The sequence below is a fragment of the Thermoflexus hugenholtzii genome, from assembly GCF_018771565.1.
Classification (GTDB): domain Bacteria; phylum Chloroflexota; class Anaerolineae; order Thermoflexales; family Thermoflexaceae; genus Thermoflexus; species Thermoflexus hugenholtzii_A.
The window spans coordinates 2,582,972-2,608,736 of record NZ_CP076326.1; the positions used below are offsets into that span (position 1 = coordinate 2,582,972).

29 protein-coding genes are annotated in these 25,765 nt (G+C 69.0%); 17 read left to right on the plus strand and 12 right to left on the minus strand.

Features of this window, described 5'->3' with window-relative positions; translation table 11 throughout:
* Window positions 1-3 precede the first annotated feature (3 nt).
* From KNN16_RS11670 to KNN16_RS11685, 4 genes are all read left to right on the plus strand, one after another.
* Window positions 4-786, plus strand: coding sequence for a DUF4058 family protein (locus KNN16_RS11670; RefSeq protein WP_303897103.1), 783 nt, complete (start codon window positions 4-6; stop codon window positions 784-786).
* 68 nt (window positions 787-854) lie between these two features.
* Window positions 855-2,006: a fructose-1,6-bisphosphate aldolase/phosphatase gene (gene fbp, locus KNN16_RS11675; protein ID WP_303897105.1), complete on the plus strand. Its 1,152-nt coding sequence runs from the start codon at window positions 855-857 to the stop codon at window positions 2,004-2,006.
* 159 nt (window positions 2,007-2,165) lie between these two features.
* Window positions 2,166-2,639: a transcription elongation factor GreA gene (gene greA, locus KNN16_RS11680; protein WP_273089003.1), complete on the plus strand. Its 474-nt coding sequence runs from the start codon at window positions 2,166-2,168 to the stop codon at window positions 2,637-2,639.
* Between the two features lie 192 nt (window positions 2,640-2,831).
* Window positions 2,832-3,707 carry a TIM barrel protein gene (locus KNN16_RS11685; protein WP_303897108.1) on the plus strand — a complete coding sequence of 292 codons (876 nt, stop codon included), beginning with the start codon at window positions 2,832-2,834 and terminating at the stop codon, window positions 3,705-3,707.
* A gap of 77 nt (window positions 3,708-3,784) precedes the next feature.
* Here the strand turns inward: KNN16_RS11685 and KNN16_RS11690 are convergent, their stop codons facing one another.
* From KNN16_RS11690 to greA (KNN16_RS11725), 8 genes are all read right to left on the minus strand, one after another.
* Window positions 3,785-4,666 (minus strand): c-type cytochrome, encoded by an 882-nt coding sequence (locus KNN16_RS11690; RefSeq protein ID WP_303897110.1) that lies wholly within the window; start codon window positions 4,664-4,666, stop codon window positions 3,785-3,787.
* A gap of 56 nt (window positions 4,667-4,722) precedes the next feature.
* Entirely contained in the window at window positions 4,723-6,414 is a 1,692-nt protein-coding gene (locus KNN16_RS11695) for a cytochrome b N-terminal domain-containing protein (protein WP_303897112.1), read from the minus strand.
* 49 nt (window positions 6,415-6,463) lie between these two features.
* A complete protein-coding gene (locus KNN16_RS11700) occupies window positions 6,464-7,033 on the minus strand; it encodes a ubiquinol-cytochrome c reductase iron-sulfur subunit (RefSeq protein WP_303897114.1) in 570 nt (189 codons plus the stop codon).
* Between the two features lie 179 nt (window positions 7,034-7,212).
* Window positions 7,213-8,355, minus strand: a complete 1,143-nt coding sequence (gene truD, locus KNN16_RS11705) for a tRNA pseudouridine(13) synthase TruD (protein ID WP_303897115.1) — start codon at window positions 8,353-8,355, stop codon at window positions 7,213-7,215.
* Window positions 8,356-8,376: 21 nt separating this feature from the next.
* A complete protein-coding gene (locus KNN16_RS11710; RefSeq protein ID WP_303897116.1) occupies window positions 8,377-9,156 on the minus strand; it encodes a hypothetical protein in 780 nt (259 codons plus the stop codon).
* Between the two features lie 7 nt (window positions 9,157-9,163).
* Window positions 9,164-9,682, minus strand: a complete 519-nt coding sequence (locus KNN16_RS11715) for a Mut7-C RNAse domain-containing protein (RefSeq protein ID WP_299282939.1) — start codon at window positions 9,680-9,682, stop codon at window positions 9,164-9,166.
* 39 nt (window positions 9,683-9,721) lie between these two features.
* Window positions 9,722-11,260, minus strand: a complete 1,539-nt coding sequence (lysS, locus tag KNN16_RS11720; RefSeq protein WP_299282941.1) for a lysine--tRNA ligase — start codon at window positions 11,258-11,260, stop codon at window positions 9,722-9,724.
* Between the two features lie 9 nt (window positions 11,261-11,269).
* Entirely contained in the window at window positions 11,270-11,743 is a 474-nt protein-coding gene (greA, locus tag KNN16_RS11725) for a transcription elongation factor GreA (protein WP_088571724.1), read from the minus strand.
* Window positions 11,744-12,079: 336 nt separating this feature from the next.
* Between greA (KNN16_RS11725) and KNN16_RS11730 the strand changes: the two genes are divergently transcribed.
* Window positions 12,080-12,736, plus strand: a complete 657-nt coding sequence (locus KNN16_RS11730) for a prepilin peptidase (protein ID WP_299282948.1) — start codon at window positions 12,080-12,082, stop codon at window positions 12,734-12,736.
* 24 nt (window positions 12,737-12,760) lie between these two features.
* Here the strand turns inward: KNN16_RS11730 and KNN16_RS11735 are convergent, their stop codons facing one another.
* Both KNN16_RS11735 and KNN16_RS11740 read right to left on the minus strand, forming a co-directional pair.
* On the minus strand, window positions 12,761-13,342 hold the full coding sequence (locus KNN16_RS11735) for a HEAT repeat domain-containing protein (protein ID WP_299282951.1): 582 nt from the start codon (window positions 13,340-13,342) through the stop codon (window positions 12,761-12,763).
* 14 nt (window positions 13,343-13,356) lie between these two features.
* Window positions 13,357-13,602 carry a Trm112 family protein gene (locus KNN16_RS11740; protein ID WP_299282954.1) on the minus strand — a complete coding sequence of 82 codons (246 nt, stop codon included), beginning with the start codon at window positions 13,600-13,602 and terminating at the stop codon, window positions 13,357-13,359.
* A 119-nt stretch (window positions 13,603-13,721) separates the two neighbouring features.
* Here KNN16_RS11740 and KNN16_RS11745 point away from each other — a divergent pair, with 119 nt between their 5' ends.
* The 12 genes from KNN16_RS11745 (at window position 13,722) to KNN16_RS11800 (ending at window position 24,932) form a co-directional block, all read left to right on the plus strand.
* Window positions 13,722-15,143, plus strand: a complete 1,422-nt coding sequence (locus KNN16_RS11745; protein ID WP_303897120.1) for an N-6 DNA methylase — start codon at window positions 13,722-13,724, stop codon at window positions 15,141-15,143.
* Window positions 15,144-15,180: 37 nt separating this feature from the next.
* Complete coding sequence (gene alr / locus KNN16_RS11750) at window positions 15,181-16,365, plus strand: alanine racemase (RefSeq protein ID WP_303897122.1); 1,185 nt, start codon at window positions 15,181-15,183, stop codon at window positions 16,363-16,365.
* Window positions 16,366-16,380: 15 nt separating this feature from the next.
* On the plus strand, window positions 16,381-17,499 hold the full coding sequence (gene aroB, locus KNN16_RS11755) for a 3-dehydroquinate synthase (protein ID WP_303897123.1): 1,119 nt from the start codon (window positions 16,381-16,383) through the stop codon (window positions 17,497-17,499).
* A gap of 26 nt (window positions 17,500-17,525) precedes the next feature.
* Window positions 17,526-18,275: a class I SAM-dependent methyltransferase gene (locus KNN16_RS11760; protein WP_299282965.1), complete on the plus strand. Its 750-nt coding sequence runs from the start codon at window positions 17,526-17,528 to the stop codon at window positions 18,273-18,275.
* Window positions 18,276-18,385: 110 nt separating this feature from the next.
* Window positions 18,386-19,093: a metal-dependent transcriptional regulator gene (locus KNN16_RS11765; protein WP_299282968.1), complete on the plus strand. Its 708-nt coding sequence runs from the start codon at window positions 18,386-18,388 to the stop codon at window positions 19,091-19,093.
* A gap of 21 nt (window positions 19,094-19,114) precedes the next feature.
* Window positions 19,115-19,981 (plus strand): alpha/beta hydrolase, encoded by an 867-nt coding sequence (locus KNN16_RS11770; protein ID WP_303897125.1) that lies wholly within the window; start codon window positions 19,115-19,117, stop codon window positions 19,979-19,981.
* A 14-nt stretch (window positions 19,982-19,995) separates the two neighbouring features.
* Window positions 19,996-20,808, plus strand: a complete 813-nt coding sequence (gene yqeB / locus KNN16_RS11775; RefSeq protein WP_299282972.1) for a selenium-dependent molybdenum cofactor biosynthesis protein YqeB — start codon at window positions 19,996-19,998, stop codon at window positions 20,806-20,808.
* 26 nt (window positions 20,809-20,834) lie between these two features.
* Complete coding sequence (locus tag KNN16_RS11780; protein WP_303897126.1) at window positions 20,835-21,155, plus strand: non-heme iron oxygenase ferredoxin subunit; 321 nt, start codon at window positions 20,835-20,837, stop codon at window positions 21,153-21,155.
* Window position 21,156: 1 nt separating this feature from the next.
* Complete coding sequence (nagA, locus tag KNN16_RS11785; protein ID WP_303897127.1) at window positions 21,157-22,308, plus strand: N-acetylglucosamine-6-phosphate deacetylase; 1,152 nt, start codon at window positions 21,157-21,159, stop codon at window positions 22,306-22,308.
* A gap of 51 nt (window positions 22,309-22,359) precedes the next feature.
* Complete coding sequence (locus KNN16_RS11790) at window positions 22,360-23,175, plus strand: DNA methyltransferase (RefSeq protein ID WP_299282980.1); 816 nt, start codon at window positions 22,360-22,362, stop codon at window positions 23,173-23,175.
* A 9-nt stretch (window positions 23,176-23,184) separates the two neighbouring features.
* Window positions 23,185-23,853 (plus strand): HAD family phosphatase, encoded by a 669-nt coding sequence (locus KNN16_RS11795; RefSeq protein WP_299282982.1) that lies wholly within the window; start codon window positions 23,185-23,187, stop codon window positions 23,851-23,853.
* An 8-nt stretch (window positions 23,854-23,861) separates the two neighbouring features.
* Window positions 23,862-24,932, plus strand: a complete 1,071-nt coding sequence (locus KNN16_RS11800; RefSeq protein ID WP_303897128.1) for a glycosyltransferase family 1 protein — start codon at window positions 23,862-23,864, stop codon at window positions 24,930-24,932.
* 16 nt (window positions 24,933-24,948) lie between these two features.
* Here KNN16_RS11800 and KNN16_RS11805 read toward each other — a convergent pair whose 3' ends face one another.
* Window positions 24,949-25,176 (minus strand): hypothetical protein, encoded by a 228-nt coding sequence (locus tag KNN16_RS11805; RefSeq protein WP_303897129.1) that lies wholly within the window; start codon window positions 25,174-25,176, stop codon window positions 24,949-24,951.
* 10 nt (window positions 25,177-25,186) lie between these two features.
* A complete protein-coding gene (gene hpt, locus KNN16_RS11810; protein WP_299282990.1) occupies window positions 25,187-25,717 on the minus strand; it encodes a hypoxanthine phosphoribosyltransferase in 531 nt (176 codons plus the stop codon).
* Window positions 25,718-25,765 lie beyond the last annotated feature (48 nt).

Here is a 25,765-nt window from a genome sequence, read left to right on the forward strand (position 1 = left end):
ACGATGCCTTCGCCGTTCCCGGGCATGGACCCGTATCTCGAGCATCCGGCCCTGTGGCCGGACGTGCACAACAGCCTGATCGCAGCGCTGCGGGATGAGTTGGCCCCGCGGCTGCGCCCGCGCTACATTGTGGCCATCGAGGAGCGCCTCTACCTCATCACCCCGGAGGGAGCAGGATGGCCGATTCGGGCCGACGTCGCCGTCGCCCCCACGTCGGAAGCCCTCCCGGAGGCCGGACGGCCTGGCCCCCTCGTCCGGGGAGCGCGGGTGGTGGAAGTCCCCCTCCCGGAGACCCTGCGGGAGACCTATCTGGAGGTGCGGGCGGCCGGCACCGGGGAGGTCATCACCGTGGTGGAGATCCTCTCGCCCACCAACAAGCGACCGGGGGAGCCCCGCCGGCTCTATGAGCAGAAGCGAACGCTCCTGCTGGGCAGCCGGACCCACCTGGTGGAGATCGATTTGCTGCGGGCGGGGGAGCCGATGCCGGTGATGGGGGACGGACGGGATGGCCATTACCGCATCCTGATCAGCCGCTGGGAGCAGCGCCCCCGCGCCCTCCTCTACGTCTTCACCGTCCGCGACCCCATCCCCACCTTCCGCCTCCCCCTCCTCCCCGGCGACAAGGAGCCGGAGGTGGACCTGGGGCGCCTGCTTCAAACCATCTATGAACGGGCGGCTTACGATCTGCGGGTTCGCTATGAAGAGGAGCCCGTCCCGCCCCTCGACCCCCCCTTCGCCGAATGGGCCGCCGCCCTGCTCCGGGAGAAAGGATATCGGAGGCGATAGCCCCGGGGACGCAGGCGGCCGCCTGCGGGCCCCGATGGGTTCCTTAACATTTCAACAGGGGGTGCGCGATGAGCCAGGAGATCACGATCAGCGTGATCAAGGCCGATATCGGGGGCATGGTGGGCCACTCGGGGATCCACACGGACCTGGTGGCCCTGGCCCGACAGCATCTGGAGGAGGCCCAGCGCCGGGGTGTGATCATCGATTACTACGTGACCTGGTGCGGGGACGACCTGCAGCTCATCATGACCCACCGCCACGGGACCGACAGCCCCATCGTCCACGGCCTGGCCTGGGAGACCTTCGAGCGCTGCACCGTCAAGGCCAAGGAGATGAAGCTTTACGGCGCCGGCCAGGATCTTATCGCCGACGCCTTCTCGGGGAACGTGCGGGGGATGGGGCCGGGGGTGGCGGAGATGTCCTTCATCGAGCGCCCCTCGGAGCCGATCATCATCTTCATGGCCGACAAGACCTCGGCCGGCGCCTGGAACCTCCCCTTGTTCCGCATGTTCGCGGATCCCTTCAACACGGCCGGCCTGGTGATCTCCCCCGCCCTGCACGAGGGCTTCCGTTTCGAGGTCCACGATGTGAAAGGCCACAAGCGCATCTTCTTCAACTGCCCCGAGGAGATGTATGACCTGCTGGTCTTCATCGGGGCGCCGGGCCGCTACATGATCAAGGCCGTCTACACCAAGAAAGGGGAGATCGCCGCGGTCTCCTCCACCGAGCGGCTCTCCCTGATCGCCGGGCATTACGTGGGGAAGGACGATCCGGTGTGCATCGTGCGGGCCCAGGGGATCTTCCCGGCGGTGGGGGAGATCCTGGAGCCCTTCACCATGCCCCACATCGTAGAAGGCTGGATGCGGGGCTCCCACTACGGGCCGCTGATGCCGGTGCCCCTGCAATACGCCAAGTGCACCCGTTTCGACGGCCCGCCGCGGGTGGTGGCCCTGGGCTTCCAGCTGGCCGATGGCCGGCTGGTCGGGCCGCGGGACATGTTCGACGATCCGGCCTTCGATGAGGCCCGGCGGCTGTGCAACGTGATCGCGGACCACTTCCGCCGCCACGGCCCCTTCGAGCCCCATCGGCTGCCGATGGAGGAGATGGAATACACCACCCTGCCGGAAGTGGCCGAGCGCTTGGCCGGGCGCTGGGAACCCCTCCCGGAGCCCCACCCCGCCATCGCCGGGGGCGACGGCAGCGCGGTGGAGGCGGACTGAGGGGAGGCCTCAGGAGGATTTGTTCCCTCCCGTTCGGGCGGGTATAATTCAAGGCGCAGGGGCAGGAAGTGCCCCGCACTTCCTGCCCTTTTTGTTCCCGCTCGCCCCTGAGTCCACCCGGGGCGAGGGAGGAGCCTGAAGGCTGCAGGAGGGAACCCGATGGCGACGGTGGGGCCGACGTATCTGACCCCCGAGGGCAAGCGCCAGTTAGAGCAGGAACTGGAGTATCTGCGCACGGTCAAGCGCCGGGAGATCGCCGAGCGTCTGCGCTTCGCCATCCAGCAGGGCGATCTCTCGGAGAACGCGGACTATCACGCGGCCAAGGAGGAGCAGGCCTTCATCGAGGGCCGGATCCGCGTCCTGGAGGCCATCCTCAACAACGCGATCCTCATCGAGCCCCAGCCTTCCGAGGATGGCCGGGTGCGTCTGGGCTCCCGGGTGACCATCGCGGAGGACGGCGGCACGCCGGAGGTGTACGTGCTGGTGGGGCCCGCGGAGGCGGATCCCACCCAGGGCAAGATCTCTTACGAGTCCCCTCTGGGTCAGGCGTTGCTCGGCCGGGCGCCCGGCGATGTCGTGACTGTAGAGGCGCCGGCGGGCACCCTGACCTTCCGCATCCTCTCCGTCGAGTGAAGGCCCCCGCTCCCGCGGGATCCCCTTTTTCCGCCCAACCTGTTGAGGACAAGATCCCGGCTCCCACCGTGGGGGCTTCTCTTTGTCGCTGCGGCACCGGACGCCAGCCCATGGCGTATCATGGGGGGTGGCCATATCGATCGTTGCGGCGCCGCCGGATTGGACCGAGCCCGGCCCAGGAGGATTCTCCCGATGAGCATGTTGCGCTTCGGCACGGTGGGCAATCCCCTCTCCACCCCGCCCCGGCCGGGGGGCACGGTGGGAGGGATCCAGCGGATCCACGAGCTGGGGCTGGGGGCTCTGGAGCTGGCCTGGGTGCGCAGCGTGCGGGTCTCCGAGGAGACCTGCCAGCGCATCCGGGAGGCCGCCGCTGCCCTGGGGATCGCCCTCAGCGTCCATGCTCCCTATTTCATCAACCTGAACGCCAGGGATCGAGCGGGCTATCGGGCCAGCAAGGAGCGCCTGATGGCCGCGGCCCGGGCCGGCTTCCGGGCGGGAGCGCGGGACATCGTGTTCCATCCCGGCGCATATCAGGGAGCGCGGCCGGAGCGGGCCTACGAGACGGTTCGCCGCCGCCTGCAGGAGATCGTGGAGGAACTTCGGGCGGAGGGAGTGGACGTCACCCTGCGCCCCGAGACCATGGGTAAGTCCGCCCTTTTCGGCACCCTGGATGAAGTGATCCAGCTCTCCCGGGAGGTGCCCGGCGTGCTCCCGTGCGTGGACTTCGCCCATCTGCACGCCCGGGCCGGGGACGGATCCTTCAACTCCTACGCGGAGTTCGTGGAGGCGCTGAAGCGGGTGGCCGCCGGTCTGGGCCCGCGGGGCCTCCAGGACCTCCACATCCATGTCTCCGGCATCGCCTACACCCGCAAGGGCGAGCGCCATCACCTGAACCTGAAGGAGGCGGACCTGCGGTATGAGGAGCTGCTGCAGGCCTTGATCGACCTGGGGGCGCAGGGCCGGGTGCTCTGCGAAAGCCCTAACCTGGAGGAAGACGCCCTTCTGCTACAGGCCACCTACCGGCGGCTCCTGGAGAAAGCTTCCGCTTCCAGGGAGGAAGTCGGCTGAAGCGCACGCTCCGGATCCCGGGGAAAAAGCCGGGCGGGACCCTCTCAGAGGCCCGCCCGGCTTTTTCACGACGGCCCTCACTTCAGGGTCATCAGGAAGGCGATCAGGTCGGCCAGGTCCTGGGCGGACATCTGGTTGCCCAGAGTGGCCGGCATCTTGGAGACGCCGGGGGCGGCGGCGTATTTGTCCGGCTCCACGATGTAGGCGCTGGGCTGCTGGATGGACTCGCGGATGTATTCCTCGGGAGTCTTCGCCTGTCCCTTGTAATCCGGCGCCCGGATCCGCTCCGCGGCCCGGGTGGCGATGCCCGCCAGGGAGGGGCCGACCAGGACCTCGCCCGGCTTCAGGCTGTGGCACGCCTTGCAGGAGGCGGCTATGCCGCTGGCCTGCTTGACCTCCTGGTTCCACAGCGCCTCACCCCGCTTCGGGTCCCCGGGCGGCAACGGCTGGGTGAGGTCCGAGCCCACGGCCGTGAAGGACGGCGTGGGGGCGGGCGCAGCCCCGGCCGCCTGCCAGTTCAGGATGAACTCCACCAGGTTTTCGATCTGGTCCGGCCGCATCGGCCCCCCGAAGTCCTGGGACCAGGTGGGCATGGGCTCCGCATATACCTCCTCGGCGCGATAGGTGCTCCGGATGGGGCGGCCGGCGGCGATGGTCAGCTTGATGAAGTTGCGCAGGGAGTTGGCGTAGCCCTGGGCCTTGAGCTGCTCATAATGCTGGAACACTCCCGGGTTGAGGCTGGGGCCCTTCCCGGGGACGCCCTCCCCATCCGGGCCGTGGCAGGTGGCGCAGTATTGCTCGTAGAGCAGCGCCCCGTTCTCGATGGCCTTGGCTTTGTGCATGGCCTCGAACCGGGCCATGCGCTGCTCCTCGGTGAGCCACACCATGCCGATGGTGATCACCGTAGCCAGCATCAAGACCGTCGCACCGATGATCCGACGGGTGGCCAGATCGAACATCGAGTCCCCTCCGGTGGGTCAGCTGCGCATCGGGATCGAACTCCCTGGTCGGACGCTTACTCTCCCCCGTGACCGCTATCTCGGTGGAGATAGATCGCCCGTTTGGACTCTTCGATGACCGGCTTGCCCTCGGGATCCAGGACCGGCTGGCCGTTCTTCGTCTTGGTCCAGTAGATCGCGATCTCGAACCGCTTCAGCCCCGACTGGACCTCCTGGATGCGGACGATGGCGTAGCCCTGGGGGAGCTGGGGATCCCCCTCGATGCGATGCTTCAGCTCCTCCAGAACCTGAGCCAGCTTCGGGGCGTCCGCCGGCGGCTGGAGATTGCGGGTGTCGTAGGTGCCCGGGATCAGCTGCTCATAAGGGATGGTCCGCACCCGCCCTTCGCCGAACAGGGGGTCCGGGTTCAGAGGCATGAACTCCTGGAGGACCTCCACGTCCGCGGAAGAGGTGACCGCGAAGGCCGGCGTGCCCATGTAGGTGAGCAGGGTCCAGGCCGCCACCCCGACCAGCCCGGCCACCAGAGCCTTGCGCCGGTCCCGGTAACGCCGGCTGATGTTGAAGTCCAGGTAGGGCATGATCAGCAGGAACAACAGGATCAACCCGGGGAGGATCACCCCCATGAACGTCTTGCTGTTGTAGATCGTGGCGGGCGGCCGGGGGAGCCCCAGCCGGTCCAGCGCCAGCAGGAAGGGATCCTTCAGCAGGCCCTGGAGCCACAGGAAATACCACGGGGCGGTGGTGTGCAGAGGGGTGTTCAACGGATCGGCGTGCTGCTCCAGGGGCGCGTCGTAGAAGAAAGCCGACCCGATCACCAGGAAGGCGATCAGGGCGATGCCCCAGAGGGCCTCCTGGATGGCGATGTCCGGGATGTAGGGCACCCGCTTCTCCGGCGGGACCTTCCGGGCGGTGTCATCGCCCACCGCCTCCATCTCCGGCGGGAGGGAGAGGCCGTGCCGCACCACCTTGTAGTAGTGCACGAAGAAAACGAAGAACAACAGCAGCGGGAGGAAGATCACGTGGAGCAGGTAGAAACGCAACAATCCCGCCGCCCCGATGTCCGGCGCCCCGCGCAGGATGAGGTTGACGATGCGGCCCAGGGCGGGCGGCGGCGTGGCCTCCGCCATGCTCGTCCCGATGGTCACCGCCCAGTAAGAGAGCTGGTCCCATGGCAGCAGATATCCGCTGAAGGAAAGGAAGAGCGTGAAGACCAGCAGGATCACCCCCGTCGCCCATGTGAACTGACGGGGCCGCTTGTAGGAGGCGGTGAAGAACGTCCGCAGCATGTGGAGCATCACCGCCACCACCATCGCCTCCGCCCCCAGCCGATGGATGTCCCGCATCAGCTGGCCGAAGGGGACGTTGTTCAGGATGCGGAGCATGTTTTCATAGGCCACGAGGGGCGAGGGGGTGTAGAAGATCATCAGGAAGATGCCGGTGATGGTCTCGATGAGGAAGAGATAGAAGCTCAGCAGCCCCAGGCGGAAAGTGGGGTAGAGCCGGGTCACCGCCTCGTGGTAGAAGGACGGCTTGATGTGCAGGATGAAGCCCTCCGTGTGGGGCTTCACCCGCGGGTTAGGCCGGGGCGGGGGCTCGCCCCGGATGATGTTCCGCACCTCCGTCAGGGGAATCCCCGCCGTGACCCGGGTCACCAGCTCGTCCAGGTGCATGAAGATGACCCGGCGCCACCCGTATTGCTGGACCTCCTTCTGCAACGTGGGGATCGGCTCCGGCCAGCGCAACGCCATCGTGTTCCTCCTTCAACCCGAACTTCGTGGATCTCCCCGCGCCACCCTTTTATGCCCGGCCCTTCACAGCCGGCTTCCCGAGGATCTTCCGGCCGGTGTCCACTTCGATGGTCAGGTTCGGATCCGGCACCGGCAGGGGGTTCCCCTCGGGATCCGTCTGGGCCACAACCCGGCCGCTGGCGTCCTTCAGGTAGATCACGAAGCGATCCAAGTTCCGCGGAGCGGGCCCCTCGATATAGGTTCCGTCCAGCTGGAACTTGGAGCCGTGGCACGGGCACTCGAAGCGGAAGTTGCTCGGCACCCACTTGTAGAGGCAGCCCAGATGGGTGCAGACCTTGTAGATGGCCAGGATCCCCTTCTCGGTGTTCACCAGCCAGATCTTGGCCTCGGGGAACTCCTTGGGGCCCTCACCGACCTTCGGCAACACCTCCCCTGCCCGCCCGAAGGGGAAGACGCCGCCGAACTCGCCGACCTTGAAGCGGGGCAGGGCGAAGAGGACGCTGACGCCGCCCAGCTCGGCCATAAAGAGGGCCATCGAGGCCGCCCACACGTAGGTCAAAAACTCCCGCCGGGTGATGCCCGGCGCCGCCGCCGTCGGGATCGCCTGCGCCTCCGCCATACGCGCCTCCTCACGCGGAAAGCCTGCCGGATTCGCACGGTTGCCACAGCCGGAACGAACAATCCGGGCTGTCTTCACCAGAAGGGGCATGTGCCTTAAAACTATAACACAGCGCAACACCGCCGGTCAACCGCTCTGATGTGAAAATCCGAAGTTCATCTCCACAAAGAGGACCCTGGTCACCGTTGACAGGGGCTCAGGCGCGCCGCCAGGGCTTTGAGCAGGAGGGTGCCATAGCTGCCGGGCGGCAGCTCAAAGCACAGGATCGCCTCGCCGGCCTCCGGCGCTTCACGCCGGAGCTCCAGGAAGACGGGGCGGCACCAGATGGGGCGCCGGGTCGGCGGAGGCACCTCCTCCAGCAACGGCCCCCGTCGAAAATCCGCCAGGGAAAGCCCTTCCTCCTCCAGTACCCGGGCCATGGCCTCCGCCCAGGGCGGGGCATCGCGCGCCCGCCGGTGCGGAAGCGCGAAAAGGCCCTGGGCTTCAGGAGGCGCGCGATCGGGAAGCGGGAATTCCTCCCCACGGATGAGAACCCGATGGCGGGCCTCCGGGCCCAGCCCATAACCGACCGCCCGGTTCCAGAGCCATGCGCGATACGCATCCACCCACAGGAGCCGCAGCCGCAGAGGGATCCGCCGCACCGCCCCGCGCAGGTCCGTCGGATGATCTTTCAGGAACGTGAGCAGGCTCCGCTGCATAGAAGGACGCGGGGCGTGGGCGAACAACGCCGCCCAATCCCCCCAGCGCGCCCGGGCCTCCGCTTTGAAGGCCCGTATCGCCGGAGGATCCCCCGCCATCGGAACCGCGAGCACCATTCGGAGGACATCCTCGGCCTGGCCTCGGAGCAGCGCCCGTCCGACGAACCCCATCTCCGGGCTCCAGGAGCCAAACCGCTGGTCATCGAAGTAATTGGGGAAGCCCTCCGCGGCCAGTTCCGCAGCCACTTGGGGAAGCCCCTCGAGCTCCTCCCGGGTCAGCGCCCGCAACCGAACCCAGAAGCGGTTCCCTCGAAGGTCCTGCGGTCGGGGAGGACGGGACGCATAGCCGATGCGCACCGCTTCAAAGCCGGGGCCCCGGATCCGCTCCGGCCCCTGACCCCGGATCGCGGCGATCTGAACAGCGATCGCCCATCGGTCCTTGAGAGCGGGGAAGATCACTGCGCGCTGAGGCACCCCAAGCCGCGCCGCCAGCTCCGCCTGAACCTCCAGGGTGGTCCGTCCCCACTTGCGAACCCGGTAGAGGGTGTAGGGGCCGCTGGGCTCGATCGGCAGCGCCACCCGCTCCTCCACCCGGAAATCCTCCGGCCGGATCTTCCAGCGCATCCCGCCTCCATTGGGGAAAGCTCAGGCGGCGCGCAACACCCAGGCCGCCAGGGCGAGGGCGAGGATCCAGAGGAGCCGGCGGGCGGGAGGGGACCACGCCCCTTGTCGCTCCTCCAGAAGCAGGCCGACCAGGGCCAGGCCATAGGCGCCGGGCGCGTGTCCGAGAGCCACGGCCCATGCCACCCAAAGGGCCCATGCGCCCCACCGCGCGAGGGAGGTCCTCAGGTCTGCGGCCAGCAGGCCGATGGGGAGCCCCACCAGCCACGCGGGGAGCGTTGAATGGCCCCCGGCCATCCCCAGCCACCAGGGGAAGGTTCCCCGCACCAGCCCTTCGAAGCCTCCCCGGAAGCGGGGGAGACGTCGGGCCATGGCCAGCGCGGCGCCCGTGCCGAGGGTCAACCAGCCTCCCGGCCATCCGGTCAGGAGGAGCCCAAGCCCTCCTGTGACCAGGGCGGTGATCAGGGCCGCTGGGAGCTCGGGCGCCTCCTGCGCGCGCCCGACGACCCCCCAGGCCAGCCGGGCTACCTCCCGGATCACGACTTCGGCCGGGCTCCCCGGCTGCATATAGGGCAGAGAGATCGAAAGCGATTCCGGAGGGCGACGCGGCAGACGCTCCCAGGGAGCGGCGAGGAACAGCCAGCGCAGCGCCTGCCAGCTCCCTTCGGCGAGCAGCCAGGCCCCCAGGATCCAGGGGAGGGGGGCGGTCCCTCCGCTCCCGATCCAGGCCGCGGCCAGCACCGGCGTCATCTCCCACTCCCCGAACCGGAGCCACATGGGAAAGCCCGGCCGGATCGCGCGCATCGGCCCCTCAGGGGGAGGATCTGAGGCCCTCATGGTCCTCCAGGGGAGCGCAGCGGATCTGCAGCGCCCGCAGGACAGCCTGCATTCGCTCGAAGTGCGTGCCCGGCCAGTAGATCCGGTCGCAACTGGGACAGCGGTGGAAGCGCTCGTGCTGCTGCCAGACGAAGGCCGGGACATAGGCGGCCACCGCCTCCCGGGGCACGGGGACCAGCCGCGCGTTGCAGACCGGGCAGCGGGAGAAGGGCGCATCCGGGGGATCCCCGAAGCGCTGGCGGATGGCCTGGAGCTGGGCCAGCAGGTCATCGTGATCGATCAGGAAGGCCGAGGGGCCTCCCCGACGGGCCAGGGCGTGATCCCGGGTGAGCAGGATCCGATCCTCCGCCTGGGCGATGCGCAGCAGCGCGTCGTCGTCCAGAGCGGGGTCATAATGGGTGTCATACCCCAGGATCCGCAGCCAGCGGGCCAGGCGGCCGAGCATCGTGTCGGCCACGAAGCGGGCGGAACCGCTGTTTCCGTGGGCATGCATCGCGTCCCCCTTGCCGGGTCAGCGAAGGCGCCCGGATCCCTATTGGCCGCCTCCGGTTTCCGGCGCGGCCGTGAGCTCCTCCAGCTCCGCCTCATCCAGGCGGCGCTCCCGAGGTCGGAGATGGGGGAAGAGGATGACCTCACGGATGGAGCGGCGATCGGTGAAAAGCATGGTCAGGCGATCGATCCCCAGCCCCAACCCACCGTTCGGCGGCATCCCATAGCGCATGGCATCCAGGTAATCCTCATCCAGGGGATGGGCCTCCTCGTCCCCGGCCTCCCGGGCCCGCCCCTGCTCCAGGAACCGTTGTTCCTGGTCCAGGGGATCGTTCAGCTCCGTGAAGGCGTTGCAGATCTCCATCCCTCCGATGAACCCCTCGAACCGCTCCACCGTCTCCGGGTCGTCCGGGCGGGCCTTGGCCAGGGGCGAGATGTCCCGCGGGTAATCGTAGACGAAGGTGGGCTGGATGAGGTTGGGCTCGACGAACTTCGAGATCAGGTCGTCGATCAGCTTGCCCCGGCTGGCCCGGGGATCCACCTCGATGCCCCGGGCGGCCATGGCCTCCGCCAGGGATTCGCGGGTGGGATGCTGCGCGATGTCGATCCCGGCGAACTCCAGCAGGGCGTCCCGCAGGGGGATGCGGCGCCATGGCGGGGAGAGATCAATCTCATGGCCCTGGTAGGTCAGGGTGCGACGGCCCAGGACCTGATCGGCGGCGAAGGCGATCATCTCCTCGGCCAGCCGCATCATGTCCTGGTAATCGGCGTAGGCCATATAGCACTCCATCTGGGTGAACTCGGGGTTATGTTTGAAGGAAATCCCCTCGTTGCGGAAATCGCGGCCGATCTCATAAACTCGCTCGAACATCCCCACCAGCAGGCGCTTGAGATACAGCTCGAAGCTGATGCGCAGATAGAGCTGCTGCTTCAGCTCATTGTGATAAGTTACGAAAGGCCGCGCCGAGGCCCCGCCGTAGATCGGCTGCAACACCGGGGTCTCCACCTCCAGGAACCCCCGCTGGTCCAGGAACGTCCGGATAGCCCGGATCAGCGCCGCCCGGGTCCGGAAGATCTCCCGGACCTCCGGGTTCATCATCAGGTCCAGGTAACGCCGCCGGTAACGGGTCTCCACATCCTTGAGGCCGTGCCAGCGGGAAGGCGGAGGATAGACGGCCTTGGCCAGCATCCGGAAGTCCCGGACCCGCAGGGAGATCTCTCCGGTCCGGGTGCGCATCATCGTCCCCTCCGCCTCGATGAAGTCGCCCAGGTCGAACATCTCCTGGAAGAAACGATAACGCTCCTCTCCCAGGTCATCGTAGCGGAGGAACAGCTGGAGGCGCCCCGCCCCATCCTGGATGTCGGCGAAGGTGATCTTCCCCATAACCCGCATGGCGGTGAGGCGGCCGGCCACCACCACCGCCACCGCGTCCTCCTGCCCCCCTGCGGCCAGGAAGGCCTGGATGGCCTGGGCGCTGGTATGGGTGCGCCGGCAGCGGGGCGGATAAGGGTCGATGCCCTGGGCGCGCAACCGGGCGACCTTCTCCAGACGGCGGCGGACGATATCCCGGAAGAGGGCCATGGCGGGCGCCTACTCGATGCGGAGGATGCGGAAGCGGAGAACGCCGTCCGGGGCGTTCACGGTGATCACATCGCCCACGCGGTGGCCCAGGAGCGCCTGCCCCAGCGGGGACTCGTTGGAGATCCGCCCCTGGGAGGGATCGGCTTCGGCGGAGCCCACCACCTGATAACGCTCCGGCGTGGATCCCCCTTCCTCCTGGATGGTCACCCAGCTCCCCAGGGTGACGAAGGTTTTGGGCCCGGTGGTCTCCTCGATGATCACCGCGCGCCGGAGCATGGATTCCAGCATCATGATGCGGCCTTCCACAAAGGCCTGCTCGTTCTTGGCCGCCTCATATTCCGCGTTCTCGTCGTAGTTGCCCTCATCCATCGCCAGGTTCAGCCGCCGGGCCACTTCCTGACGACGAACGGTGCGCAGGTACTCCAGCTCCTCCAGCAACTTCTGATAGCCTTCACGAGTCAGATAGATGGGCTGCTCGCTCATAGATCCTCTCTGATCTGCGAAATCAATGGGGTGAAAGGGGGCCTCCCTCTCCAGAGACAAGAAGAGCGCCGTTCCAGGCGCTCCCGGTTGCTTTCGCTCCAGGCGAGCCCATATCCATGTCCCTTTGGATCCGATGGGAACCATCGTTCCGGGCCCGGCAGTTTCTCGCCAGGCGCTTCCATTATAGCATGGGGCCATGGCTTCTACAAGGCCGCCGATGGGGCAGGGTGTGTCCCAAAATCGTAGGACAACTGCGAGCAGTTGTCCTACAACGCGGCGAGGCCCGACAAAATTGGGACACACCTGATGGGGCATCCACACCGGAGCGAACCGGATATGCCGTTCTGGACCCTCTTTTTGATCCTCGCATGGCCCCTCGGGATGCTGGCCAACGGGCTGGCCGATGCCCTGCCGGCCCGCCGGGTTCTTCCCCATCGGCTGCGGTCCGCCTGGGCCGCGTGGATTCGCTTCGGGCGGCGGCCGCGGGCCCGGGAGCTGGCCCTGGAGGCGGGGGTGCCGCTGCTGTGGGCGCTGGCCCTGGGACGCTTCGGCCTCTCCCCCCGGGGGATCCTCTGCGCCCTGTATCTGACGATCCTGGCCCTCGTGGTCGTCACCGATCTGGAGCATCGGCGGATCTACGACGCGGTGATGCTGCCGGCCATCGCCCTGGCGGCCCTGGCGGCCCCGGTCTCCCCATGGCTGGAGGGGGGCGCCATCGGGGCCTGGGGAATGGGCGTCGGCGCCTTCATCTTCTTTTTCGGGCTGGCGGTCATCAGCCGGGGCGGGATCGGGGGCGGAGATGCGACGCTGGCGGCCTTCATCGGGCTGATCACCGGCTTCCCTCAGGGTCTGCGGGCGCTGTCGTGGGGGGTTCTGCTGGCCGGGGCCTTCAGCCTGGGGCTGCTGCTGTCCCGGCGGGGGACGCTGAAGACGGCCTTTCCATACGGCCCCTTCCTGGCCCTGGGAGGCGCCCTCGTCCTGTTCGGAAGCTGACCCGGAGAGCCCCGTGTGTGTCCCTCACCCGGTCATCCACACCCACTGGGTGGGAAAGAGACGGTCGAGGCCCACCTCGGCGAAATGACGCACCAGGAGGCTGGGATCCTCCCGGGCGGCCATCAGGGCCGGGAGGCTGCGGGGGGAGGCGATCCGGGCGAGGGCGCGGGCGGCGAGGATGCGGACCTGGGGGTTCGGGTGGCGCAGGCCCTCGATCAGGGGATCCAGCGCCGCTTCCCCGTAACGGGCCAGGGCCTCCGCGGCCACCCAGGCCACCCAGGGGAGATCCTGGAGCCGGGCGCAGAGAGCCTGCGCGATGCGAGGGGCTTCCGCCTCCCGCGGTCGCGCGCCCAGGGCCCAGGCGGCGGCCGCCCGCACCTCGGGCTCCGGATCCTCAAGGGCCCGCAACAGGGCCTCCTCCCCGCGCGCATCCGGGAGCTCCACGCTGAGCCGGCAGGCCCAGGCCCGAGCCTCCGGATCCGGATCGCGGAGCAGATCCTCTACCCACGCCGCCAGGACCTCCGGGTCCTCCCGGAGGGTGGACAGCTGGGCCTCCGCGCCCTGAGGGTCCTCCTGCCATCGCCGGCGCCAGGCGCGAAGGTCCATCGGCGGCTTCCGCCTCAGGCCGCAGGGGGAGGGACCGGGAGGGCGTCGACGGGGGTGTCGCGCCACTTATCGCCTTCCTCGATCAGCATCACCGGGATGCCGTCGCGGATGGGATACTTGCGCCCGCAATCCGGCTCCAGGCACACCAGCCACGCATCCCGCACCAGCTGCAGCCGCCCGGGATCGGGCCCCTCCTTCCGGGTTGGGCCGGACACGCAGTGAGGGCAACGCAGGATCTCCAGGAGCTCCGGGCTGATCATCGATCTCGCCTCCTTGAAAAAGCATCCCCACCGCCACGGGCTATAATAGCACAGGAGGCCCATTCCGCGCTTTCCTCGGAAGAGAGACCCGGACGGCGCCTTCTTCAGGAGAGGATCGGATGCAACCGTTACCCTGGCGATGGGAGCCCGTGGATACGCAGCGCGACCGGCACTTCCGCCGCCGGGAGAAGGTCCTTGGGCAGTTTTTCACCCCGCCGCGGCTGGCGGCGTGGATGGTGGAGATGGCCCTCGACTGGCTTCCCCACCCGGTCTCCATGCTGGATCCCGCATGCGGCGATGGAGCCTTCCTGGAGCCGGCGGCCCGTCTTGGGTTCTCGGAGGTGATCGGCATCGAGGTGGATCCGGAGGTCCTGGCGACGGCGAGGGAGCGGCTCCGGGCTTTCCCTCAGGTTTCCCTGCACGGGGCCAACGCCCTGGAGCGGGCGCGCGAGCTGGAGGACCGCTTTGATCTGGTGGCCACCAACCCGCCGTTCTCTGCGAAGTACGGCCGCGTGCAGGACCCCTGGTTGCTGGGACGGTTTGCGCTGGCGGCGGGGCGGCGAAGCGAAGCGATCGAGGTGCTGTTTCTGGAGCTCAGCGTGCGGGCGCTTCGGGAGGGAGGTGTCTTAGCCATCGTGTTGCCGGAAGGCCTCTTCGCCAATCTGCCGTGCCGACGGGTCCGGGAATGGCTGCTCCATCACGTTCGCCCGCTGGCCATCATCAGCCTCTCCCGAAGGTTCTTCCCGGCGAAAACCTGCATCCTGTTCGCCCGCAAGGGCGGCATTCCATCGGCGGTGTGGCTGGCCCATGCGGAGGATGAGGAGGACCTGGACCACATCTCCGAGGAGATCCGTCAGGGGAAAGGGTTCCGTCAGCCCCTTGAAGCGATGGGGGATACCTGGGTCCCGCTGCATCATCTGACGCCTCCCGCGCCTTCCGCAGCGTTCCCGCTGCTCCCCCTCGGCGAGCTGCTGCATGAGATGCGGGGAGGGCACGCGAAGTACGGGCCCCGACGGGTCTTCTCGGAGTCCGGAATCCCCTTCCTCTCTGCGAAGACCGTGACACCATGGGGGATCGACCTCCGCCGGGATGGGCGGAGGGTTCGACCGGGAAGCCCGATGGATCACCCCGGGGCGCGGGCCCGAAAAGGAGATGTGCTGTTCGTCCGCGTCGGCGTGGGATGCATCGGGCGGGCCGCCGTGGTGCTGGAGGACGATGAGGAGGGAATTGCGGACGACTACCTCTATATCCTCCGGTTCCGAACAGACCGGATGCGGCCGGAGTTCTTCGCCCTGCTGACGCAGACGGGCTTCTTCCGACGGGCGCTGCAGCGGATCTGGCGAGGGACCGGGACGGTCACAGTGCCGCAGCGCCTGCTGCGGGAGCTTCCGGTCCCGGTCCCTCCGCTCTCCGCGCAGGAGCCTTTCGCGGCGGCGTATCGCGACCTTCACCGGCGCGCCCGGGAGGGCCACATGCGCATTGAGGAGTTGGGAAGACAGGTGCTCCAGCTGGAGCACCTGTTTGAAGGCCGGGGGTTATAAGCCGAAATGAATTTCGGCCTACCACATCAGGGGAGCCATGACGGTAGTGTCCCCAACCTGGGCGGAAGTGGATCTGGAGGCCATTGCGGCGAACACGCGGGCGGTGAAGCGCTGGGTGGGGGATCGGGTGGAGGTGATCGCGGTGGTGAAGGCCAACGCCTATGGCCACGGCGCCGTCCCGGTCGCCCGGGCCGCCCTCTCCGCCGGCGCCTCCCGCCTGGCCGTCCACCGGATCGCGGAAGGGATCGCCCTGCGCCGGGCCGGCATCGAGGCCCCCATCCTGGTGATGGCCCCGCTGCTCCCGGAGGAAGCGCCGGAGGTCGTCCGCTGGGGGTTGACTCCCACGCTCTCCACACCGGAGGCCGCCCAGGCCCTCAGCGCGGCCGCCCGCGCCGCCGGGCGCATCCTCCCCGTCCACGTCGAAGTGGACACCGGGATGGGGCGGGCCGGGTTGCTGCCCGCCGAGGTGCTGCCCTTCCTGCGCGCGCTCCAGGGGATGGAGGGCCTTTCGCTCGAGGGGCTCTACACCCACTTCGCCACCGCGGACGAAAGCGACCCCTCGTTCGCCATGCGCCAGCTGCGCCGCTTCGAGGAGGTGATCGGGACCCTGGAGGCGGCGGGGATCCGGATCCCGCTCCGCCACGCCGCCAACAGCGCGGCGACGATGCGCTTCCGCGCCACGCACTTTGAGGCGGTGCGCCCCGGCCTCGCTCTCTACGGGATGCGCCCCTCTCCGGAGTGGGAACCCCCCTTCCCCTTGCGCCCCGCCCTGACCCTCAAAAGCCGGGTGATCCGGGTGTGGACCCTGGCGCCCGGAGAATCGGTGGGCTACGGACGGACGTTCGTCGCGCACCGGGAAGCCCGCATGGCGCTGGTCCCCATCGGCTACGGCGACGGCTACCTGCGCGCGCTCTCCAACCGCGGGGCCGTCCTCATCCGGGGGCAACGCGCCCCGATCCGCGGCCGGGTGAGCATGGACCAGATCGTGGTGGAGGTGACCGGGATCCCCGAGGTGCGCGTGGGGGATGAGGTGGTGATCCTCGGACGACAGGGGAGCGAGGAGATCCGGGCGGAGGATCTGGCGGAATGGGCGGGCACGATCAACTATGAGATCACGACCCTGATCTCCCCTCGCGTCCCTCGCCTGTATCGATCCGGCGAAACCCTGGCGACGGAGGGCGCCCCCGCGGAGGCCGCCCCCTCGCCGTTCGCGATCCCCTGAAGGCCCAGGCTCCCCATGCGGACGCTTCACCTGCGCTTCCCGGAAGCCGATCGCTCGCATCCGATCCTCATCGACTCAGGCCTCCTGGATCGATGCGGAGAGCTCCTGGTGAGGGCCGGGCTGGGAGGGCCGGTCGCCCTGATCAGCGATGCGATGGTGATGGCGCATCAGGGGGAGCGGGTGCGACAGGCCCTCCATCAAGCCGGGATCCCCTTCGTGGAGCTCGTCCTGCCGCCGGGGGAAGGGACCAAAACCCTCTCCACCGCCGCCGATCTCTACCGCCAGCTCGTCCGGGCCGGCCTGGGGCGGGATGGAACGCTCCTCGCCGCAGGCGGCGGCGTGATCCTGGACCTGGCGGGCTTCGTCGCCGCCACATATATGCGGGGGATCCCTTTCGTCAGCGCGCCCACCACCCTCCTGGCGATGGTGGACGCGGCCATCGGGGGCAAGGTGGGAGTGGATCTCCCGGAGGGGAAGAACCTGGTGGGGGCCTTCTACCCGCCCCGGCTGCTCCTGATTGACCCCACCGCGCTGGACACCCTCCCGACATCGGAGTGGCGCCACGGGATGGCGGAGGTGGTGAAAGCCGCCCTCATCGGGGATCCCGAGCTGTGGGAGCAATTGCGCGCGGCGCCTGCGCGCTGGGCGCAACCGCCGGAAGGCCCGGAGCGGCTGGAGCTGTTGGAGCGGGCCATCGCCGTGAAGGCGCGGATCGTGGAGCGGGATCCGTGGGAGACGCAGGGGGAGCGCGAGCAGCTGAACCTGGGGCACACCTTCGGGCACGCCTTCGAGCGCCTGAGCGGCTACCGCGTGCCCCACGGGGAGGCGGTGGCCACCGGCATGCGAGCGGCCGCCGCCCTCTCGGCGCGGCTGGGCCTGCTGGAGACGCCGGATCTCCCGCAGGAGCTGGAGAAGCTCCTCCAGGGACTGGGATTGCCGACCCGCTGGCAAGCCTGGCTGTCCGGCTACGGGATCCAGGCGACACCCGAGGAAGTGATCGAGGCGATGGGGACTGACAAGAAGCGCCGGGCGGGGCGCTTGCGCTTCGTGCTCCTTCACCGGCCCGGCCTCGTGCGCACCTATGGGGATGTGCCGGCGGAAGCGGTGCGCCAGGCCCTGATGGAGACCGCGTAAGGCCTGCTCCCGAGGAGACGGAAGCGGTGAACTACGAAGCCTTCGCCGAGTTCTACGATCGGTTCTTCGGGGATTTCCTGGACGATCTCGCGTTCTATCAGGGCTACGCGGAGCGGGCCGGATCCCCGTTGCTGGAGGTGGGCTGCGGCACCGGCCGGCTCACCGTGCCCCTGGCCGCCGCCGGCTTCCACCTGACGGGGCTGGAGGCCGCGGGGGCGATGCTGGAGCGGGCCCGGGCGCGGGCGGAGGCCGCCGGCGTGGCCGACCGCATCCGCTGGGTCCAGGGCGACGCGGTCCGGGGCGTCCCGGACGGCCCTTATCCGATGGCCTTCATTCCCCTCAACACCTTTCTCCACTTCGATTCCCTGGAGGCCCAGCAGGCGGTCCTGCGCCATCTGCACCGCGCCCTGGAGCCGGGAGGGTTCCTGCTCCTGGACTGCCTGAACCCGGACGCGGCGTTCCTGGCCGAGCACGGCCAGGTGGTCCTGCGCGGGTGGCAGGAGGAAGGCTCCTCCCTCCTGCTCTGGTTCGAAGCGCGGCGGGTGGACGCAGCCGCCCAGCGCCTGGAGCTGGTGATCCTGGTGGAGATCCTGAACCCCGATGGGACATGGCGACGCTGGGCCTTCCCCAGCTCGATGCGCTTCGTATGGCCCGGGGAGCTGCGGCTTCTGCTGGAAGGATGCGGCTTCACGGTGGAGGCGATGTTCGGGAGCTACGACCTGAGCCCCTACCGCGAGGACAGCCCCCAGATGCTGGTGGTGGCCCGACGGCGCTGAGCGGAGCCCTCCGGCAGGCGGCTCTCCTGTTTCCCATCATTGAGAGCCCGTGGGATCCGTGTTACACTTCCTCTGAAACTTCCGAAAGCCAGGCAGGTCACCGCCGTTCGATGGAGGATGCGCTGAACCGCCACCATCCGCCCCCGTCGCCCACCCCGGCGATGCGGGCTTATCTGGCCGAGATCTACCGGCTCGGCGAGGGGGAGCCGGTGCGGGCCACCCAGCTGGCCCGCCGGCTGGACGTCACCCTCACCGCGGCCGTCCGCATGCTCAACCGCCTGGAGTCCCACGGCTGGATCCAGCGGACCCGCCACGGGATCCGGTTGACGGAGACGGGGGAACGGGAGGCGCTGCGAAGCATCCGCCGGCATCGCATCCTGGAAGCCTTCCTGAGCCGGGTGCTGGGGATCGGATGGGAGGAAGTGCACGCCCTGGCGGATCGCCTGGACCCGGCGGTGGACGAGGCGCTGTGCGAGCGGATGTATGAAGTGGCCGGCCGCCCGTCCCACTGCCCCCACGGGGATCCTATTCCCACGCCGGAGGGATGGATCCCGCCCCTCGGGGACGTCCCCTTGAGCGAGATCCCCATCGGCGCCCGAGGGCGCATCACGCGGGTCAAAACCGAAGATGCCGAACAGCTACGCTATCTGGGGTCCCTCGGGCTGGTCCCTGGCGTTCCCTTCGAGCTGGTCGCCCGGGCGCCGTTCAACGGCCCCCTGCGGCTCCGGCTTCCGCAACACGATGTGATCATCGGGCCCGAGCTGGCCCAGCACCTGCGGGTGATCCTGGAGCCGGAGCCCTCCGGGGCCTCCTCCTGAATCTCCTCGCCGGAGGCTGCGATGATCGCCCCTCGCCGGCTCTTCATCGAGGATCGGGGGCTTCCCCTGCACCTCACCCTCTACGAGGCGGAGCCGGGGGCGCCGACCCTGATCTTCATCCACGGGATGACCGCCCACGCCGGTTTCTACACAGAGATGATCCCGGGGCGCGATTACCTGCGCGCCCTGGCGGAGGCCGGCTTCCACGTCATCGGCCTGGATCTCCAGGGCCACGGCCGGAGCGGAGGGCGACGCGGGGATTTCACCTACGCGGACGCCATCCGCAACATCCGTCGCGCGGTGGACTTCGCGCTCATGCATTTCGGCGGGCCGGTGGGGATCACCGGCTCGAGCATGGGCGGTATCCTGGCCTTCTACGCCGCCCTGGAGGAGCCTCGCATCCGCGCCGCCGTGTGTCACAACGTGCTGGACCTGCGGGACATCCGCCCTGCCCTTTACCTGCGCCGCCATTTCGTCCTGGTGCCTCTGGCCCGAGCGGCGCGGCCGCTGCGGGGGATCCTGGGTGGGCTGCCGGTGCCGGTGCGCGCGTTCCTGGAGCCCTCCCACGTCTTCGAGCGGCCGGAGAACCTCCGGCGCTGGCAGGCGGACCCCCTCTGCGTGTGGGCTTACCGGCTACGGACGTGGCTTTCGGTTTTCCTGGATCCTTCGGACAAGCCTCCCATCGAGGCCATGGCCACGCCGGTCCGCATCCTGGTCGGGGAGCGGGATCGGATCCTTTCCGCCGATCTCCATCGGGATTTCGCCGCACGGCTGCGATGTCGTAAAGATCTGGTGATCCTGCCAGGAGCAGGACACATGCTCCCGCTGGAGTATCTCGAGCAAACCGTCCCGCTGGTGGCCGAGTGGTTCCGGGAACATCTGCGCTGAGGGGCAACCCTTCGATGGAGATCCGGGTGGCGGTCAAAGGGGGAGGCGATCTGGGGACGGGGGCCATCCTGCGGCTCCACCGGGCCGGCTTCCGGGTCTGGGTCACGGAGCTCCCGCAACCCCTGGCCATCCGCCGGGCGGTGGCGGTGGCCAGCGCGGTCTATGAGGGTGCCATTTCCATTGAGGGCCACACCGCCCGGCGCGTGGAAGATCCCGAGATGTTCCCCCTCCTCTGGGCCCGGGGGGAGATCCCCGTCCTGGTGGATCCGCTGGGGGACAGCATCCGGCGGCTTCGGCCGGAGGTGGTGGTGGACGCGATCATGGCCAAGCGCAACACCGGCACCGCCATCACCGATGCGCCGGTGGTGGTGGCCCTGGGGCCGGGCTTCACCGCCGGGGTGGATTGCCACGCTGTGGTCGAGACGGCCCGCGGCCACGACCTGGGACGGGTTTACTACCAGGGGAGCGCCCTCCCCAACACCGGGATCCCCGGCCTCATCGGCGGCCACGATGTCCTGCGGGTCCTGCGAGCCCCCCGGGCCGGGCGCTTCCGGGCGGTCCGTCGCATCGGAGACCGCGTGGAGGCGGGGGAGATCGTGGCCTATGTGGAGGAAGAACCCGTCCGGACGGCCATCGCCGGGGTGCTGCGGGGGATCCTGGCCGACGGCCTGGAGGTGGTCCCTGGGATGAAAGTGGGGGACGTCGACCCCCGGGCGGAGGTTCGGCATTGCTTCACCGTATCCGACAAGGCGTGGGCGGTCGGGGGCGGGGTGCTGGAGGCGGTGCTCTGCCTTCTGCGGGCGCGGGGCATGTTGCCGTGGGCGTGAGCGATCCTCGTATCCGGAGGCACGCGATGTGGATCCGTGTGGCCGCTCTGGAGGAGATCCCGGTGGGCACGGCGAGGGTGTTCACGGTGGAGGGTCGGCGGATCGCCCTGACCCGGGTGGGAGATCAAGTGTTCGCGTTCGGGGATGTGTGCACGCATGATGACGGACCCCTGGCGGAGGGGAAGCTGGAAGGCTATGTCATCCAGTGCCCGCGCCACGGGGCCCGCTTTGACATCCGGACCGGTCGGGTCCTCCGGCTGCCCGCTGTGGTTCCCATCCCGGTCTATGAGGTTCGGGTGGACGCTGAGGGCGTGTGGGTGAACCCGGAGCCGATGCGAGGTCGTTGAGATGGACGGGACGGTGGTGGCCATCCTGCACGCGGATCTTTACACCCCCACCCGGCGCATCCCGGATGGGGCGATCGTGTTCGGGGATGGGCGGATCCTGGCCCTGGGCCCCACGCGGGAGGTGGAGATCCCGACGGGGGCCCGCCGCATCGACGCCGGGGGTCGGCCGGTCACGCCCGGTCTGATCGATCTCCACGTGCACGGCGTGGAGGGCCGGGACATGTTCGGGCCGGAGCTGGCGGAGGCCGCGCGGCGGCTCCCCCGCTACGGCGTCACCGCCTTCGTCCCCACCACCCTGACCCTCCCCGAAGCGGAGGTTCTGGAGCGGCTGCAGGCCATGGCCCGGGTGATCCAGGCCCCGCCGCCCGGGGCCCGCATCCTCGGGATCCACATCGAGGGCCCGCACCTTTCGCCGAAGCGCCCGGGGATGGCCAACCCGGCCTGGTTTCGGCCGCTGACCCCGGAGGCGGTGGCCCGCTATCAGGAGGCGGCCGGCGGGCATATCCTCCTCTGGACCTTCGCGCCGGAGGAGGGGGAAGCGATGGCCGCCATCCCGGCCCTGCTCGCCCGGGGGATCGTCCCGGTGATCGGGCACAGCGACGCCACCTACGAGCAGGCGATGGAGGCCATCCGCCGGGGCGTCCGGCAGGTGACTCATTTCTTTAATGCCATGCGACCCTTCCATCATCGGGAGCCGGGCCTGTTCGCGGCCGCTCTCCTGGAGCCCGGAGTGATCGCCCAGGTGATCGCCGATGGGCACCATGTGCATCCGGCGGCCCTCCGGCTGCTGTTCCGGGTCAAGGGGGCCGCGGGGGTGGCCCTGATCAGCGACGCCGCCCCCTTAGCCGGCCTGCCGCCGGGGCGTTACACCTGGCTGGGCTACGAGGTGATCGTGGCCGACGGGCGCTGCCAGACCCCGGAGGGCACCCTGGCGGGCTCGGCCGCCCTGATGAACGAGGGCCTGCGGGTGCTGATCGAGGAGGCGGGCATCGATCCCCTCGATGCGGTGCGCAGCGCCACCCTCACCCCCGCCCGCGCCCTGGGGCTGCGAGGGCTGGGCCAGCTCCGCCGCGGCGCCTTCGCCGACCTGGTCCTGTGGGAGCGCTGGGGAACGCCCGGGGCCGTCTGGATCCACGGGGAGCAGGTGGTGTAAGATGGGCGTCGCCTCCATCCCCGGACGAGATCCTCAAGCGGGGAGGGGACCGTGACCGCTCGCGCAGCGATCCATGACCTCGACCTGGATCGCTGGGAGGAATACGAGGACATCCTCACAGACAGCCTGTGGCTGCTGGGGCCCCGGGCGAACCACGGCATGCACACCCCAGAATACTGGGGGAATTTCGTCCCGCAGATCCCCTATCAGGCCATGCGCCGCTTCACCCGGCGGGGGGAGCTGGTCCTGGATCCCTTCATGGGCCTGGGCACCACCCTCATCGAGGCCAAGCGCCTGGGCCGCCACGCCATCGGGGTGGAGCTGGTCCCCGGGGTGGCGGAACGGGCCCGCTGGCTGATCAGCCTGGAGAGCAACCCTTACGGGGTCCAGACCGAGATCCTGATTGGGGACAGTGCGGATCCCGCCACGGCTGAGCGGGTGCGGGAGATAATGGCGCGCTGGGGGTTCTCAGGGGCTCAACTCCTGATCCTGCATCCGCCCTACCACGACATCATCCGGTTCAGCGAGGACCCGCGGGATCTCTCCAACGCCCCCACGGAGGAGGCGTTCTACGCGGCCTTCGAACGGGTGGTGGCGAACTTCGCCCCCCTGCTGGAACCGGGTCGCTTCCTGGTGCTGGTGATCGGGGACAAATACGCCCGGGGGGAGTGGATCCCCCTGGGCTTCCGGACGATGGAGCGCGTGCTGCGCCACGGGTTCCGCCTCAAAAGCATTTGCGTCAAAGACATCCAGGAAAACCGGGGCAAGCGAGGCCAGCATCACCTGTGGCGATATCGCGCCCTGAAGGGGCGCTTCTATATCTTCAAGCACGAATACGTCATGTTCTTCGAACGACGGGGAAGGTAAGGGGGAACGATGAGCCGGGGCCCGGCCTTCCTGTTCGATCTGGATGGCACCCTGGTGGACAGCGTGTATCAACACGTGCTGGCGTGGCGGGAGGCCCTGGAGGCGGTGGGGATCTCCCTCTCCGTCTGGCGGATCCACCGCCGCATCGGCATGAGCGGGGGGTTGCTGTTGCGGGCCCTGCTGCGGGAGACCGGGCGGGAGGTGACGCCGGAGGAGGTCCACCGGATCCAGGAGCAGCACGCGGAGGCCTTCGCCCGGCTGCTCCCCCAGGTGCGCCCGCTCCCGGGGGCCCGGGAGCTCCTCGAAGCCCTCACCCGGGCCGGCATTCCCTGGGCCATCGCCACCAGCGGCCGCCGCGACGTGGCCCGCCCCCTTCTGGAGCTATTGGGAGTCGATGAGGGGATCCCGGTGATCACCCGGGAGGATGTGCAATACGCCAAGCCGGACCCCGATCTCTTCCTCGCGGCGGCGGCCCGCCTGGGGGTCCCGATCCCTGAGTGCGTGGTGGTGGGCGACAGCGTCTGGGACATGCTGGCAGCAAGGCGGGCGGGCGCCCTCAGCGTGGGCTTGCTGTCAGGCGGCTACGGTCGAGAGGAACTGGAGCGCGCAGGAGCGTATCGGGTGTATGAGGACCCCGCGGACCTGCTGCGCCACCTGGACGAGGTGGGCGTTCGCTGAGCCGGGCGATGCGGATCGGCATCGACGTCCAGGCCACACGGGGGCAGAGGACCGGCATCGGTGTATACGCGGACCGGCTGCTTCGGGCGCTGCTGCGGGTGGCCCCCCAGCACGAATACGTGCCTTTGTCCTGGGAACGGGAAGGGGAGCTGCGCACCGACCAGCGGCTGCGCTGGCAGCAGTGGCTGTTGCCCCGGCGGGCCCGCGCCGCCGGCGTGGATCTGCTGCACGTGCCGGGGTTCGACGCCCCGCGCTGGCGGCCCTGCCCGGTGGTCCTGACCGTCCATGACCTCATCGGCCTGCTGTTCCCGGAGCAGCTCCCGCCCATCTCCCGCCTCTACTGGGCCTGGTGGCTGCCCCGCAGCCTGTGCTGGGCGGACCACCTGATCGCCGACTCTTCGCACACCGCCCGGGATCTGGAGCGCCGGCTGGGGATCCCCCCGGAGCGGATCACCGTGATCCCCCTGGGGGTGGATGAGCGCTTCCATCCCGAGATCCCCCCGGAGGCCCGGGAAGCGGCCCGACGGAAATACGGCCTGGCCTTCCCGGTGATCCTCTACGTGGGAACCCTCGGGCCTCGCAAGGGGCTGGACACCCTGGTGGCGGCCTTCGGGCGGATCGCCGGTCGCATCCCCCATCATCTGGTCCTGGCCGGAAAGCCCGGCTGGTGGGTCGATCGGCTGCTTCGGGAGATCCGGGCCCTGGGGCTGACGGAGCGCGTGCATCTTTTGGGATACGTCCCGGAGGAGGACCTGCCCGCCCTCTACCGCCTGGCGGACGTGTTCGCGTATCCCTCGCGGTATGAGGGTTTTGGGCTGCCGCCGCTGGAGGCGATGGCATGCGGGACGCCCGTGGTGTGCGCGGACGCGGCCAGCCTGCCCGAGGTCGTGGGGGACGCCGCCCTGCGGGTCCCGCCGGGGGATCCCGAGGCCTGGGCGGCGGCCCTCCTCCGGGTCCTGGAGGACGCATCCCTTCGCCGGCGCCTGCAGGAGGAGGGGCCGGCCCGGGCCCGACAGTTCACCTGGGAGGAGACCGCCCGGCGCACCCTCCGCGTCTACGAACAGGTGGCCGGCCGGTGATCGAGGCTTCCTCGATCTAACGCACGTGGGCTTCTCGAACCTCCCGCACCGGATCGCCCGGATAGACGCCGTAGCGGGCTTCGGTCTGGGCCCGAATGTGATCCAGTTCGGTCAGGATCCGGAGCGCTCCGGGTTGAGGGGTCGGTCGGCAGCCCGGAAGCGGCGGATGTTCCACCTGTCTGGACTTCAGGAAACGGATGAAGTCCAGGACCTCCAGGATGCGATCCTCCGCTAATCCTTCCAATCTCGCCGCTTCACAGAAAACGCACCGCCCCGATGTAGGGCAGGTGGCGGTAGTGCTCCGCCCAGTCGATCCCGTAGCCCACCACGAAAAGATCCGGGATCTCAAAGCCCCGGTAGTCCACGGGGACGGGGACCTGGCGGCGATACGGCTTGTCTAAGAGCACGGCGGTGCGCAGGCTGCGCGGGCCCTGGCTCCGCAAATGGGCCTGCAAATACTGCAACGTCAACCCCGTGTCCACAATGTCCTCCACCAGCAACACATCCCGATCGGTGACCGGGGCGTTGAGATCCTTCAGGATGCGGACCACCCCCGAGGTCTCGGTGGCCGTCCCGTAGCTGGAGCAGGCGATGAAATCCACCTGAGCCCGCACCCCCTCCAGGTGCCGGAGGAGATCCGCGCAGAACACGAAGGCGCCCTTGAGGACCCCCACCACCAGCAGCTCCTGCCCCCGGTAATCCGCAGAGATCTGCGCCGCCAGCTCCCGCACCCGCGCCGCCAGCTCCTCCGCGCCGATCAGCCGCTCGATCCGATGGGGCCGCATGGCCAGCCTCCCATCCCAAAGTTCACCGCCCCGATTATACCCATGGGC

Excerpts from the sequence above, each read along its gene's own strand:
- KNN16_RS11670 (WP_303897103.1), top strand. The coding sequence starts at position 4 with ATGCCTTCGCCGTTCCCGGGCATGGACCCGTATCTCGAGCATCCGGCC.
- fbp (WP_303897105.1), top strand. The coding sequence starts at position 855 with ATGAGCCAGGAGATCACGATCAGCGTGATCAAGGCCGATATCGGGGGC.
- greA (WP_273089003.1), top strand. The coding sequence starts at position 2,166 with ATGGCGACGGTGGGGCCGACGTATCTGACCCCCGAGGGCAAGCGCCAG.
- KNN16_RS11685 (WP_303897108.1), top strand. The coding sequence starts at position 2,832 with ATGAGCATGTTGCGCTTCGGCACGGTGGGCAATCCCCTCTCCACCCCG.
- KNN16_RS11690 (WP_303897110.1), bottom strand. The coding sequence starts at position 4,666 with ATGTTCGATCTGGCCACCCGTCGGATCATCGGTGCGACGGTCTTGATG.
- KNN16_RS11695 (WP_303897112.1), bottom strand. The coding sequence starts at position 6,414 with ATGGCGTTGCGCTGGCCGGAGCCGATCCCCACGTTGCAGAAGGAGGTC.
- KNN16_RS11700 (WP_303897114.1), bottom strand. The coding sequence starts at position 7,033 with ATGGCGGAGGCGCAGGCGATCCCGACGGCGGCGGCGCCGGGCATCACC.
- truD (WP_303897115.1), bottom strand. The coding sequence starts at position 8,355 with ATGCGCTGGAAGATCCGGCCGGAGGATTTCCGGGTGGAGGAGCGGGTG.
- KNN16_RS11710 (WP_303897116.1), bottom strand. The coding sequence starts at position 9,156 with ATGCGCGCGATCCGGCCGGGCTTTCCCATGTGGCTCCGGTTCGGGGAG.
- KNN16_RS11715 (WP_299282939.1), bottom strand. The coding sequence starts at position 9,682 with ATGCATGCCCACGGAAACAGCGGTTCCGCCCGCTTCGTGGCCGACACG.
- lysS (WP_299282941.1), bottom strand. The coding sequence starts at position 11,260 with ATGGCCCTCTTCCGGGATATCGTCCGCCGCCGTCTGGAGAAGGTCGCC.
- greA (WP_088571724.1), bottom strand. The coding sequence starts at position 11,743 with ATGAGCGAGCAGCCCATCTATCTGACTCGTGAAGGCTATCAGAAGTTG.
- KNN16_RS11730 (WP_299282948.1), top strand. The coding sequence starts at position 12,080 with ATGCCGTTCTGGACCCTCTTTTTGATCCTCGCATGGCCCCTCGGGATG.
- KNN16_RS11735 (WP_299282951.1), bottom strand. The coding sequence starts at position 13,342 with ATGGACCTTCGCGCCTGGCGCCGGCGATGGCAGGAGGACCCTCAGGGC.
- KNN16_RS11740 (WP_299282954.1), bottom strand. The coding sequence starts at position 13,602 with ATGATCAGCCCGGAGCTCCTGGAGATCCTGCGTTGCCCTCACTGCGTG.
- KNN16_RS11745 (WP_303897120.1), top strand. The coding sequence starts at position 13,722 with ATGCAACCGTTACCCTGGCGATGGGAGCCCGTGGATACGCAGCGCGAC.
- alr (WP_303897122.1), top strand. The coding sequence starts at position 15,181 with ATGACGGTAGTGTCCCCAACCTGGGCGGAAGTGGATCTGGAGGCCATT.
- aroB (WP_303897123.1), top strand. The coding sequence starts at position 16,381 with ATGCGGACGCTTCACCTGCGCTTCCCGGAAGCCGATCGCTCGCATCCG.
- KNN16_RS11765 (WP_299282968.1), top strand. The coding sequence starts at position 18,386 with ATGGAGGATGCGCTGAACCGCCACCATCCGCCCCCGTCGCCCACCCCG.
- KNN16_RS11770 (WP_303897125.1), top strand. The coding sequence starts at position 19,115 with ATGATCGCCCCTCGCCGGCTCTTCATCGAGGATCGGGGGCTTCCCCTG.
- yqeB (WP_299282972.1), top strand. The coding sequence starts at position 19,996 with ATGGAGATCCGGGTGGCGGTCAAAGGGGGAGGCGATCTGGGGACGGGG.
- KNN16_RS11780 (WP_303897126.1), top strand. The coding sequence starts at position 20,835 with ATGTGGATCCGTGTGGCCGCTCTGGAGGAGATCCCGGTGGGCACGGCG.
- nagA (WP_303897127.1), top strand. The coding sequence starts at position 21,157 with ATGGACGGGACGGTGGTGGCCATCCTGCACGCGGATCTTTACACCCCC.
- KNN16_RS11795 (WP_299282982.1), top strand. The coding sequence starts at position 23,185 with ATGAGCCGGGGCCCGGCCTTCCTGTTCGATCTGGATGGCACCCTGGTG.
- KNN16_RS11800 (WP_303897128.1), top strand. The coding sequence starts at position 23,862 with ATGCGGATCGGCATCGACGTCCAGGCCACACGGGGGCAGAGGACCGGC.
- hpt (WP_299282990.1), bottom strand. The coding sequence starts at position 25,717 with ATGCGGCCCCATCGGATCGAGCGGCTGATCGGCGCGGAGGAGCTGGCG.